This is a genomic window from Kaistella jeonii (genome assembly GCF_000812865.1).
Taxonomy (GTDB): Bacteria; Bacteroidota; Bacteroidia; order Flavobacteriales; family Weeksellaceae; genus Kaistella; species Kaistella jeonii.
Genome location: NZ_JSYL01000002.1, coordinates 457,385 through 470,008 on the forward strand (window position 1 = coordinate 457,385; position 12,624 = coordinate 470,008).

Genomic DNA, 12,624 nt, shown 5'->3' on the forward strand with positions numbered 1-12,624 from the left:
TAAACTTAAAATCTTTAATGGTTCTCTAGCAATGCATTGATTATTTTGAATATTATTATTAAAAATACCTAAAGAATTTAATTTTAATTATTAGGCCAAAAAACAACAATCAAAATCATTTGTAAGATCACTTCAATAAATCACATAAAAAAGCCTGCTTCTCAGCAGGCTTTATAATTATGATAAAAATTTATTTCAGTTTTTTCTTCACAGATACTTCTTCATAGACTTCCAGTATATCACCGGTTTCGATGTCGTTATATCCTTTAATGTTCAATCCACATTCATAACCTTTGGTTACTTCTTTCACATCATCTTTGAAACGTTTCAAACTTTCAAGTTCTCCTTCGAATTTCACAATTCCGTCTCTCAACAATCTGATTTTCGAATTTCTGGTTACTTTTCCTGTAAGAACCATACAACCTGCAATCGTTCCAACTTTCGTGATTTTGAAAGTTTCGCGTATTTCTACATTACCGATCACCTGTTCTTTAATTTCAGGGGAAAGCATTCCTTCCATCGCTTCTTTCACCTCATCAATTGCTCTGTAGATAATTGAATACGTTCTGATCTCGATTTCTTCTTTGTCTGCCAATTCTTTTGCGTTGACACCGGCTCTTACATTGAAACCGATCATAATCGCATCTGAAGCAGCTGCTAACAATACGTCAGATTCGGTAATCTGACCAACTCCCTGATAAATAATGTTTACACTGATTTCCTCAGTTGATAAACTTTGCAATTGATCAGAAAGTGCTTCAACAGAACCATCAACATCACCTTTCAAGATAATGTTTAATTCTTTGAAATCTCCAAGAGCGATACGTCTTCCTAGCTCATCAAGAGTAAGGTGTTTTTTCGTTCTTACCGATTGTTCTCTCTGTAACTGACCTCTTTTCGTTGCAATTGTTTTCGCCTCTCTTTCATCTTCGAAAACCCGGAATTTATCACCAGCAGTTGGCGCTCCATCTAAACCTAAAATAGTAATTGGGATTGATGGGCCTGCTTCTTCAAGTGGTTTTCCTCTTTCATCAAGAATTGCTTTTACTTTACCGTGATTTTTACCGGCAAGAACATAATCTCCTACTTTTAAAGTTCCGGTTTGTACTAAGATTGTTGAAATATAACCTCTTCCTTTATCCAAAGAAGCTTCAATAACAACACCTTGTGCATTTTTATTTGGATTCGCTTTTAATTCTAACATTTCTGCCTGAAGTAAAACTTTCTCCAATAAGGCATCCATGTTGTTACCCATTTTTGCAGATACTTCCTGAGACTGAATATTTCCACCCCATTCTTCTACCAATACGTTCATCGCAGAAAGCTGCTGACGAATATTATCTGGATTAGCATTTGGCTTATCTACTTTATTTAAAGCAATGATCATAGGAACTCCCGCAGCTTGAGCGTGAGAAATTGCTTCTTTCGTTTGAGGCATTACATCATCATCCGCAGCAATTACAATAATTGCGATATCGGTGATTTGTGCACCCCTCGCTCTCATCGCGGTAAAGGCTTCGTGACCCGGTGTATCAAGGAATGTAATTCTTTGACCATTTTCCAGTTTCACGTTATAAGCTCCAATATGCTGTGTAATTCCACCAGATTCACCGGCAATTACATTTGTTTTTCTGATATAATCCAGTAAAGATGTTTTACCGTGATCAACGTGACCCATTACGGTTACGATTGGCGCTCTGTTTTTAAGATCTTCAGCAGTATCGGTGTCTTCTTCAACCACTGACTCTTCCAGATCAGCATCAGAAAACTCAATTTTATAGCCGAATTCATCAGCAACTAATAGAAGCGTATCTGCTTCTAATCGCTGATTCATCGTCACCATCACTCCTAAAGAGAAACATGCAGAAATCACTTCGGTCGGACTCACATTCATCAAACTTGCCAATTCACCAACAGTAATAAATTCTGTTACTTTTAGCGTTCTGTCAGCTGCATCGATTTCCTGTTGAAGCTCATCTTGCTCTCTTCGGTAAACTCTTTTCTCTTTTCTATATTTAGCTCCTTTATTCTTACCAGCTTTACTCGTAAGTTTTTCCAGAGTTTCCTTAATCTGATTTTTAACTTGCTCATCAGTTAATTCAACAGGCATTGTAGGCGCTCCTCTTCTGGAACCTCCTGGTCCTGAAGGTCGGTTGTTACCACCTTGATATCCTCCTCCTGGTCTATTTTGTCCCGGTCCTGGAGGTCTGTTCCCGCCTGGTCCCGGAGGTCTGTTTCCACCTGCACCTGGAGGTCTGTTTCCTTGAGTTTGATTGCTACCCGCACCCTGCGTACTGGTTCCCGGAGTTCCCGGTTTTTCAATACGTTTTCTTTTTTTCTTAGCCGCAGCACTATTTGCGGAAGGTTTAGGTTTATTGAATTGTGATAGATCTACAGTCTGTTTTAAAATCTTAACTCCTCCTAATTTTTGGTAAACCGTTTCTATTTTTGTAGATTCTGGGTTTTCACCATCGGAAGGAATTATCTCTAATGCCGGAACAGCAGGAGCATCAACTGTAGCAGCTGGTGTTTCTACCGTTGCAACAGGAGCTTCTTCTTTCGGAGCGGGAACTTCCTCCACTTTCGCGGCAGGTTTAGCTTCCTCTTTCTTTGGAGAAGTTGTTTTTGATGTTTTGGGTTTATTGCCTTCAATTTGAGACAGATCGATTTTATCTAAAATCTTAAATTCCTGTTTTTCAGGAGTTGTAAGCACAGTTGGAGTTTCCTGTACCGGAACTTCTTCCACTTTCACTGCCGGTTCAGCCGGTTTTGTTTCCTGAACTTCCTGCTTTTTAGGTTCCAAGTCGATTTTCCCCAAAATTCTAGTTTCAGGTCTTGCGCTTGATTTGGCTCTAATTACCTCAGGTTTTGTTGGTTCAATTTCCAGTTTTTCTTCCGGAACTTTTGCAATGACCACCTCATGAGAAGCCTTTCTTTGTTCCCCGTCTTTGCGGAACTCCGCTTCTAATGCAGAATATGCCGATTCTTCCAATTGAGCGTTCGGGTTACTTTCTACTACGATTCCTTTGGACTGTAGAAATTCTACAAGTCTTGTCATCGAAATATTAAATTCCTTAACTGCTTTGTTTAATCTAATTTTTGGCATGTATATTTTATACTTTTATTTTAAATTTCGGTAAAGTTAATTATTTTAACTTCATTGTAAGCTTTTCTGAAGTTTAGTCTTCAAATTCAGCTTTTAAGATTTGTTTTACTTCTTCGATGGTTTCCTCTTCAAGATCCACCATTTTCAATAATGCATCTGTGTCTTTATCAATAATACTTTTTGCAGTAGTAAGACCAACTTTCGTGAATTCATCGATGATCCACTGTTCGATGTCTCCTTCTTCCGCACCACCAAATTCTTTCAATTCAACGTCATCATCTTCACTTGCTTCTCTGTAAACATCGATTTCAAATCCAGTTAACCAGGAAGCCAGTCTGATATTTTGTCCACCTTTACCGATAACGCGGGAAATTTCTTCAACCGGCGTATAAACCATGGCATAGTTGGTTTCTAAATTAATATCAATTTTATTAATGGTAATGTTTCCCAAAGCTCTTTTGACCATGATCTCAGGGTTTTTCGACCACTGAATCACGTCAATATTTTCATTCTTCAATTCGCGAACAACGCCGTGAATTCTGGAGCCTTTTACTCCGACACAAGCTCCAACAGGATCTATTCTGTCATCATAAGCATCAACTGCAATTTTGGCTTTTTCTCCCGGAATACGAACTACTTTTTTCAAAATAATTGTTCCGTCCTGAATTTCAGGAATTTCAAGTTCAAGCAATTTCTCCAAGAATTTAGGTGCAGTTCTAGAAACAATAATTTGAGGTTTCGCTCCTTTAAAATCAACACTTTCTACGATCGCTCTAACGTTTTCTCCTTTTTTGAAGAAGTCTGAAGGAATTTGATTTTCTTTTGGTAAAATAAATTCATTATCCTCATCGTCTAACAAAATAACATGTTTGTGACGAATATGATGAACTTCTCCTACAACAATCTCGCCAATTTTATCCTTGAACTGTTCGTACAAGTAAGCATTGTTATGCTCCTGAAGTTTGGTCGCCAAAATTTGCTTCAAAGTAAGAATACTTCTTCTTCCTAACTGAGCAATTGGAATTTCTACCGTAAAATCTTCTCCGACTTCAAAAGTTGGATCTATTTTTTTCGCTTCTGAAATTTCGATTTCCAGATCATCATCTTCAGACATATCGTCTGCTACGATGGTTTTATTTAAAAATATCTGAAAATCTCCTTTATCTGGATTTACAATGACATCAAAATGATCATCAGAATCAAATCTTTTTCTTAATAAAGTTTTCAATGAATCCTCAATAATCGCCATCAGATCAATTTTGCTGATGTTTTTATCTTCTTTGAAATCGCCAAATGCTTCAATCAATGCTAATCCGTCCATTTATCTTCTTTTTTGTAAGTGATGAATAATGCGTGATTCGGGTACCACGTCATCGTTTTTAATTAAAATTTTACAGCAACAAGTGCTTTCTTGATCTCGGTGTACGGAAGTTCTCTTTCTTCCACTACATCTACTTTACCTTTGCCCACTTCTTTGGGTTTCCGGTATTTCATAATCAGAGTGATCTTGTCGTCTTCAACTTTGATCAATTCTCCTTCAATTTCTTTAGAATCTGTCAATATAATCTCCAGTTCGCGACCGATGTTTTTTCTAAATTGTCTCGGCGTAACCAAAGGCTCGCTCAGACCGGCGCTCATTACCTGAAGGGAGAAATCATGCTCCTCACGATCCATATTATTTTCGATAGCACGACTTGCATCTAAGCAATCCTGCAATGAAACTCCGTTGTCTCCATCGAGGATCACAGTAATTGCGTCGGCTGTAGAAATCTTAAGATCAATCAGATATAAATCTTCTCTTTCTACAAGAAAAGTATTGAGTAATTCTTCTATTTGCTGTCTAAATTCCATATCCTTAATTTGCTTTACGAAAAAAGGCATTCTTGCGAAGGCCTTTTCATTTTTTCCGTAATTCCGATGCAAATATACAACTTTTTGATATATTGGCAAAATACCTTTAAAAGTGATTTAGCACTTCACAAACTCAAAGCAATAAATTATTTATATTTGTAGCTACTTTAAAAACATAAATTTTGAATATTACGATTGTTGGGACAGGTTATGTAGGATTAGTTACAGGAACTACTTTGGCAGAATTAGGCAACACGGTTTACTGCGTTGATATTGACGCGAAAAAAGTGGAAGCAATGAAACAGGGAACTGTTCCTATATATGAACCTGGTTTGGAAGAAATGTTTCTGCGAAATATTCAAGCGCAACGATTATTTTTCACCACCGAATTAGAGGAGGCACTCGAAAAAAGCGAAGTCATTTATTTGGCGCTCCCAACTCCGCCAGGAGAAGATGGATCTGCAGATCTTTCGTATGTGCTTTCTGTGGCTGATCAAATTGGAACTTTGCTCACCGATTATAAGGTCATCGTTAATAAATCTACGGTTCCTGTTGGAACAGCGGATCGAGTTACCGCAGCAATTTCATCTAAAACTAAAGTTCCTTTTGATGTTGTTTCAAATCCGGAATTTTTGCGCGAAGGTTTCGCCGTTGAAGATTCCATGAATCCAGCCAGAGTTATTGTTGGCAGCGAATCTGAACGGGCGAAAGAAGTGATGGGGAAAATTTATCAACCCTTTACAAATATCGGAATTCCTATCATTTTCATGGATGAGAAATCCTCGGAATTAACCAAATACGCAGCGAATTCTTTTCTTGCCGTGAAAATTACTTTCATGAATGAAATTGCCAATTACTGCGAAAAAGTTGGTGCTGATGTTGATAAAGTTCGTTTAGGAATGGGTTCTGACGACAGAATCGGGCACCGTTTTCTTTTCCCCGGAATTGGTTATGGCGGAAGCTGTTTTCCGAAAGATGTGAAAGCATTGATCAGATCTGGAAAGCAGGAAAATTTTGATTTTCAAATTTTAGAAGCCACTGAAAAAGTGAATCAGATTCAAAAAGTAATATTGGTTTCAGAGATCGAAAAATATTTTGGTGGAAATTTTAAAGGTAAAAAAATAGCTTTGTGGGGTTTAGCGTTTAAAGCAAATACCGATGATGTTCGGGAAGCTTCTTCTTTGGATAATATTAAAATTTTATTAGAAAAAGGCGCTGAAATTATTGCTTACGATGCGATCGCGGAAGAAAATGTAAAGAAAATTTTGGGGGATCAAATTTCTTACGCCAGTGAAATGTACGCGGCCTTAGAAGATGCAGACTGTCTTTTAATCGCGACCGAATGGAGTGAATTTAAAAATCCAAACTTCGAATTGATGGCGAAAAAGATGAAGAATAAAGCGATTTTCGATGGCAGAAATATGTTTCCTTTAGAACAGATTGAAGACTCAGGATTCTTTTATAAATCAATTGGCCGGAAAACTTTGAGATAAAAATTCTCTGAAAATTTCACGAAACACAAACACGCAATTTTGAAATTAAATTTACTATCTAAACTTTTATTTGTAATGCTTTTGGCCTTTACGGTCAACAGTTTTATCTATTTTTCTTTTGGAAATATTTACTCTTCAAAAATTCTAAATTACACCGATTTCTCTCAACAGTTTCATTCAGGAATTTATCAATACCGAATTTTAAGTGGATACTTTCTGATCTGGATTTATGATTTTTTATCAACATTAAATATTGATTATAAAATTTTTAAATTAAAATTTCTAGATCCCAATTCTGAGCCTCAAATGTATTTATCATTCTATATTTTAAATACTTTTTTTATGGTTTTGAGTGCTGCAATATTAGTTTTCATTACTGAAACCAAAAATTTTGTAGCGACAAATGCTGAGAAAATTTTAATTTCATCAGTTGCGATTTTTGCGATAGCTTTCTCCCAGTTTGTAATTGTACCTTATGACGTTTCAAGTTATTTTTTCCTATTGTTGTTCTTTTATTTCTTACTTCAATATTTGCAGAAAAGATCTACTTTACCATTAGCTTTTTTAATGATCTTAATTTTGATTTCTACTTTAAACAGAGAATCCTCAGCACTTTCCCTTTCTTTGGCAGCAACGCTTTTAAATTCGAAATTTGGTTTAAAAAAAGAAATGATTCAGCCCATTTTCTTTCTCGCGATAACCTTCATTGCAGTTTATTTTGGAATGAGGTTTCTGAACCAAAGTTTTTCCACAAACGATGGAAACCTTTTAGCTCAAAATTTTACCGAACCAAAAAATATCTTGGGATTGCTATTTTGGATAACCTTTTTTATTTTCACCCTAATCATTGCCAAAGACCTGCAAACAAAGCGATATATTTTGATTTTTCATCTCTTATCTCTTCCTTATATAATGATGTGTTTTTACACCGGTATCATTTATGAGATTCGCCTTTATATTCCGCTTTTTCTGACCTCAATATTGCTTGGCAGAACGGAACTCTCAAGAATTCATTAATTTACCTTAATTTTGCAAAAAAATTATTAAAAACCAATGATCGAACCTCAACAACAATGGACCGAAACCATTGAATCTAACAATTCCATTTTCGATCTTAAACTAAAAGAAGTTTGGCGGTACAAAGATTTGGTTTATATGTTTGTAAAACGGGATTTTGTATCTTCTTTTAAACAAACTATTTTAGGACCACTTTGGTTCTTCATCAATCCTATTTTCACAACAATTGTTTTTGTTTTTGTTTTTGGAAGTATTGCAAAGCTTTCTACAGATGGCATTCCGCAGGTTTTATTTTATCTTGCAGGAATCACGCTTTGGAACTATTTTTCATCTTGTTTAACAGGAACTTCCAATATATTCACAGCAAATGCTTCTATTTTTGGTAAAGTATATTTCCCACGTTTGGTAATGCCAATAACGATCGTAATATCAAACCTCATGAAATTTGGGGTTCAATTTATACTTTTTCTCGGCGTCTGGATTTTTTACCTGAGCAAAGGAAGCATTCAACCCAATATCTGGATTCTTGCCACTCCATTTTTAATCATTTTGATGGCTATTTTCGCTTTAGGTGTTGGAATGATTTTCTCTGCCTTAACTACCAAATATCGTGATCTGCAAATGCTTCTGGCTTTTGGAGTAAGCTTAATGATGTATGCTACACCAGTTATTTATCCTGTTTCCTCGATTTCGGGAGTTTGGAAAAAACTGGCTTATTATAATCCGTTAACAGGAATTTTCGAATGTTTTAAATATGGTTGGATGGGATCTGGAGAGTTTACCGTAGAAATGTTGCTCTTCAGTACCGGAATAATTCTCCTACTTTTGGTTATAGGAACGGTAACTTTCAATAAAGTGGAGAAAAGTTTTATGGATACTGTTTAAAAGAATTAAATTACAATTTAAAAGACCACGTAAGAGTTACTCTATAAAAAGACATACAAATAGTTTTAAAAAATTTATTAAATTAAAAAAATGCTTGCATTAAAGGCAGAAAACATATCAAAACAATATCGTCTCGGACAGGTCGGAACAGGAACTATTTCCCACGATCTGAACCGTTTTTGGCATCAGGTTCGGGGAAGAGAAGATCCTTATTTAAAAATCGGTGAAGCCAATGACCGCGCTTCAAAAGGCGAAAGTGAATATGTTTGGTCTTTGCGCGATATTAATTTTGAAATAGAACAAGGTGATGCGGTAGGAATTATTGGTAGAAATGGCGCTGGAAAATCTACCCTTTTAAAATTATTAAGTAAAGTTACCAAGCCAACCACCGGGAAAATTTATACCAAAGGACGAATTGCTTCTCTATTGGAAGTCGGTACAGGATTTCACCCAGAAATGACGGGTCGGGAAAACATTTATTTGAATGGAGCGATTTTGGGGATGACCAGAAAAGAAATCAAAAGAAAATTTGATGAAATCGTTGATTTTTCTGGGGTTGAAAGATATATTGATACGCCGGTAAAAAGATATTCCTCTGGAATGTATGTTCGTTTGGCTTTTGCAGTCGCAGCACATTTAGAATCTGAAATATTGATCGTTGATGAAGTTTTAGCAGTAGGTGATGCCGAATTTCAGAAAAAATGTCTCGGCAAAATGGGCGATGTTAGTAAGGGTGAAGGAAGAACAGTTTTGTTTGTAAGTCACAATATTGCAGCAGTGAAAAACCTCTGTCAAAAAGGAATACTTCTTAAAGACGGAAATTTAATTACACAGGGAGCAATCGAAAAAGTGATCAACACTTATGATTTAGAGTTTATTTCTAAAGATAAAAATTTTAGAATTGATTATCCGGTTCAGCCAAATTTAGATATGCAATTATTAAATGCGGAACTGCATAAACCTTATAGCCATAATCGATTATTTACAAATGATTCATTAAATTTTGAATTTACAATTGAGGTAAGAACACCGGTTCCAAATTCTTATATCACTATTGATGTGAAAGATAAAAATGATGAATTAATCTACTGGACTTCTGATTATACTACCGACCGGTTTATTAAAAATGAAGAGGGAACATTTGTGGTAAATTGTACTTTTCCTCAGTATTTATTAACAAGTGGATTTTACTATTTAACGTTCGCAATTTATTCTCCTTCCTCTAATAAAGTTTTTCATCATCAACCAGAGTATAAAATTTCTTTTGAAATTGAAGAAGATGAAGGTGCTTTTTTACAAAAATTCGGAATTGTAAGACCTGGAAAAGTTGGAATAGAAAGTAATTGGGAAAGCAAAATACGATCATGATTTCAATTGTTACCGCATACTATAATCGAAAACAGCTATTTATTAAAACATTAAATAGTATAAAACAACAAAACTCATCATCATTGCTTGAAGTTATTGCGGTAGACGATGGTAGTGAGGAGAGTGAAAGATTAGAAGATTTAGTTGAGGAATTTCCTTTTCTGAAAGTAATCCGCTTAGAGAAGAACAAAAAATGGTATTGTAATTCATGCATTCCATTTAACATCGGTTTTAAGGCAGCCAAGGGAGAACAGATCATCTTGCAAAACCCAGAGTGCATTCATTACACCAATATTTTAGAGTACACAAAAAATAACTTAAAATCTAATGAGTTTTTAAGTTTTGCCTGTTACTCTTTAGATAAACCACATAGTGATAATATCGACAATCTACTAAACACGGAAACTTTGAAAAAAGCAATGGAGAGAAATCCTCATTTTACAATGGACGGTGAGATGGGATGGTATAATCATTCCCAATACAGACCTGTTTTTTATCACTTTTGTGCTGCAATCACAAAAGAAGATCTTTATGATTTAGGTGGATTTGATGAACGATATGCATTAGGAATCGGGGGTGATGACATAGAATTGATTTATAGGATAAAGTTAAAAGGCATGACTTCAAAAATTGTGGATTCGCAAATTGTCTTGCATCAAAATCACTACAGACAACTTGATGGAAAAACTCATGATGAGATACACAAACAAAAAAAAATAGATTACGCCCGCAATTTTGATTTGTTTGAACATGTTACTAAAACTAATGCATTTTGGAGAGTAAATTATTTGGGGGGATTGATTAAAAATAGCAAGACAAACTATGCATTTCAAAGAATGTCAGCATTGACTCTAAATATATCCAAAAAAAAATACAGTGCGATCATTGGCTATCAAATTCTTAAAACGTTATCTAAATTGCGGATATGAGTTATTCCCAAATCTCCATTATCGTTCCGTGCTATAATCAAGCTCAATATTTAGATGAATGTTTGCAATCCGTTCTTGAACAAAGTTATACAAATTGGGAATGTATTATTGTAAATGACGGTTCACCAGATAATACAGAAGAAGTTGCAAAAAAGTGGATAGAAAAAGACCCTCGCTTTAAATATGTGCTAAAAGAAAACGGCGGCCTGTCTTCCGCCAGAAATGCGGGAATCGAAATTGCGAAAGGAGAATGGATCTTACCTTTGGACAGTGATGACAAAATAGCAAATTATTATCTGCAATTAGCACATGATCAGTTTGAAAATAATTACGATATTATCTATGGTGAAGGAGAACATTTTGGTGCAAAAAATGGCAAGATGTATCAAAAATTATACAGCATTAACTCTCTTCTTCAAGAAAACGTGATTTTTTGCACAGCATTTTATAAGAAAGATTCATGGAAAGAAGTTGGAGGTTATGATGAAACATTAATTTATGGTTTTGAAGATTGGGAGTTTTGGATATCACTTGCAGAAATAGGAAAAACTAACATTTTTAAAATTCCTAAAACTTGTTTTTATTATCGTATCAAAGAATCTTCCATGCTCTCCAAATTAGAAGGAGAAAAATCTTTGTTGATGAAAAAGAAAATTTATGAAAAACATGAAAAAATATATTTAGAAAAATTTGGGAATTATTTCGACTTATTGAGAACGATTCGGTCTTTGAAAGAAGAAAATAAAAACCTTCTGAAAATTACAAATAGCAAAAAATATAAATTTATAGAAAAGCTTACTAACTTCTATTACAAATTAAAATCCTGAGGTCACACCAATAATTGAAATCAAAAATAAAAATGTCTGAAGTTATGATCATTATTCCCTCCTACAAGGAAGAATTTGTTCTGGATGAAACTATTGGGTTTGTTTGCAAATAAACTTTTGCGGACTGAGAATGTTTGTATGACTATGATACAAAAAGACAAATTCTCCAACGAATAAACCATCAAAATCTAGAATTGCAAAAAGTAAATTTATATCAAACAACTGCAAGGCAAAAAGATATTAATAGTATATGTATATTTTAAAAAACTGTTTTATACCAACATCCATTAAATATTAGAAACACAAAATGAGAAAATTAATTAATGATTTGGTTAGCAGCAACTACCATCTTCTTAAAAATAAATTTCAGGAGAAAATTCCCCACCATAAATGTGGCATCTCAGAGTTTGATCGAAATAGAATCTTAAAACCGGAATTTATAACGAACAATTCTGTTCAATTATTTGGTAAACCGTTCCATTATTCCAGCGCTACAGCACTACTGCATTCTTTGGATGAGCTTTTTTTAGATGAAATTTATAAATTTAAAAGCGAAAGCGAATCTCCATACATTATCGATTGTGGAGCTAACATGGGATTGAGTGTTTTGTATTTTAAACACCTTTATCCCAATGCAGAAATCGATGCTTTCGAGCCGGACAAAAATATTTGCGAAATTCTTCAGAAAAATGTGGATACTATATTTGGAGATCAGTCCATACGTGTTCACGATAAAGCCATCTGGACGAAAGAAACCATTTTAGAATTTTTTTCAGATGGAGGCTTATCTGGTTCCATGGTTGCAGATTTTGCCAACACCAAGGTGAGCAATAAAATTCAAACCGTTGACTTGAAAAAATATTTGAACAGAACCGTTGATTTTTTAAAAATAGATATAGAAGGAGCTGAAAATGAAGTGATATTTGATTTGAAGAGTCATTTGGGAACGGTAAAAAATCTATTTCTGGAATATCATGGAATTAAAGATACCAAACAAAACTTGGGCGACATTCTAAATTTACTAAAAGAAGAAGGTTTTGAATATTATATTCGACTTGCAGGTGAAACGCTAAGATTTCCTTTTCTGGGTGAAGAGCCACGTGTTTACAATCAGCAACTGAATATACTCTGTTATCGCAAATAATTCA

The 12,624-nt window shown here is 34.8% G+C and carries 10 protein-coding genes; 7 read left to right on the top strand and 3 right to left on the bottom strand.

Features of this window, described 5'->3' with window-relative positions; translation table 11 throughout:
- Positions 1–190 precede the first annotated feature (190 nt).
- From infB to rimP, 3 genes are all read right to left on the bottom strand, one after another.
- Positions 191–3,106 (bottom strand): translation initiation factor IF-2, encoded by a 2,916-nt coding sequence (gene infB, locus OA86_RS04740; protein ID WP_039349588.1) that lies wholly within the window; start codon positions 3,104–3,106, stop codon positions 191–193.
- A 73-nt stretch (positions 3,107–3,179) separates the two neighbouring features.
- Positions 3,180–4,427 carry a transcription termination factor NusA gene (gene nusA / locus OA86_RS04745; RefSeq protein ID WP_039349589.1) on the bottom strand — a complete coding sequence of 416 codons (1,248 nt, stop codon included), beginning with the start codon at positions 4,425–4,427 and terminating at the stop codon, positions 3,180–3,182.
- Positions 4,428–4,489: 62 nt separating this feature from the next.
- The gene (rimP, locus tag OA86_RS04750) at positions 4,490–4,957 is read right to left on the bottom strand and encodes a ribosome assembly cofactor RimP (protein WP_039350484.1); all 468 of its coding nucleotides are present in this window, start codon (positions 4,955–4,957) and stop codon (positions 4,490–4,492) included.
- A gap of 182 nt (positions 4,958–5,139) precedes the next feature.
- On the opposite strand from rimP, the gene OA86_RS04755 reads away from it, so the two are divergent.
- The 7 genes from OA86_RS04755 to OA86_RS04785 all read left to right on the top strand — a co-directional run bounded on the left by OA86_RS04755 (position 5,140) and on the right by OA86_RS04785 (position 12,620).
- Positions 5,140–6,450 carry a UDP-glucose dehydrogenase family protein gene (locus OA86_RS04755; protein WP_039349591.1) on the top strand — a complete coding sequence of 437 codons (1,311 nt, stop codon included), beginning with the start codon at positions 5,140–5,142 and terminating at the stop codon, positions 6,448–6,450.
- A 39-nt stretch (positions 6,451–6,489) separates the two neighbouring features.
- Entirely contained in the window at positions 6,490–7,467 is a 978-nt protein-coding gene (locus OA86_RS04760; protein ID WP_126340456.1) for a hypothetical protein, read from the top strand.
- A 36-nt stretch (positions 7,468–7,503) separates the two neighbouring features.
- Entirely contained in the window at positions 7,504–8,352 is an 849-nt protein-coding gene (locus OA86_RS04765) for an ABC transporter permease (RefSeq protein WP_039349597.1), read from the top strand.
- Between the two features lie 90 nt (positions 8,353–8,442).
- Positions 8,443–9,720: an ABC transporter ATP-binding protein gene (locus tag OA86_RS04770; RefSeq protein ID WP_052257388.1), complete on the top strand. Its 1,278-nt coding sequence runs from the start codon at positions 8,443–8,445 to the stop codon at positions 9,718–9,720.
- The gene (locus OA86_RS04775) at positions 9,717–10,649 is read left to right on the top strand and encodes a glycosyltransferase family 2 protein (protein WP_039349601.1); all 933 of its coding nucleotides are present in this window, start codon (positions 9,717–9,719) and stop codon (positions 10,647–10,649) included. Before OA86_RS04770 ends, OA86_RS04775 begins: the two co-directional genes overlap by 4 nt.
- Complete coding sequence (locus tag OA86_RS04780) at positions 10,646–11,476, top strand: glycosyltransferase family 2 protein (protein ID WP_039349605.1); 831 nt, start codon at positions 10,646–10,648, stop codon at positions 11,474–11,476. Before OA86_RS04775 ends, OA86_RS04780 begins: the two co-directional genes overlap by 4 nt.
- Before the next feature lie 307 nt (positions 11,477–11,783).
- Positions 11,784–12,620: an FkbM family methyltransferase gene (locus tag OA86_RS04785; protein ID WP_052257389.1), complete on the top strand. Its 837-nt coding sequence runs from the start codon at positions 11,784–11,786 to the stop codon at positions 12,618–12,620.
- Positions 12,621–12,624: the final 4 nt, after the last annotated feature.

Excerpts from the sequence above, each read along its gene's own strand:
- infB (WP_039349588.1), bottom strand. The coding sequence starts at position 3,106 with ATGCCAAAAATTAGATTAAACAAAGCAGTTAAGGAATTTAATATTTCG.
- nusA (WP_039349589.1), bottom strand. The coding sequence starts at position 4,427 with ATGGACGGATTAGCATTGATTGAAGCATTTGGCGATTTCAAAGAAGAT.
- rimP (WP_039350484.1), bottom strand. The coding sequence starts at position 4,957 with ATGGAATTTAGACAGCAAATAGAAGAATTACTCAATACTTTTCTTGTA.
- OA86_RS04765 (WP_039349597.1), top strand. The coding sequence starts at position 7,504 with ATGATCGAACCTCAACAACAATGGACCGAAACCATTGAATCTAACAAT.
- OA86_RS04770 (WP_052257388.1), top strand. The coding sequence starts at position 8,443 with ATGCTTGCATTAAAGGCAGAAAACATATCAAAACAATATCGTCTCGGA.
- OA86_RS04775 (WP_039349601.1), top strand. The coding sequence starts at position 9,717 with ATGATTTCAATTGTTACCGCATACTATAATCGAAAACAGCTATTTATT.
- OA86_RS04780 (WP_039349605.1), top strand. The coding sequence starts at position 10,646 with ATGAGTTATTCCCAAATCTCCATTATCGTTCCGTGCTATAATCAAGCT.
- OA86_RS04785 (WP_052257389.1), top strand. The coding sequence starts at position 11,784 with ATGAGAAAATTAATTAATGATTTGGTTAGCAGCAACTACCATCTTCTT.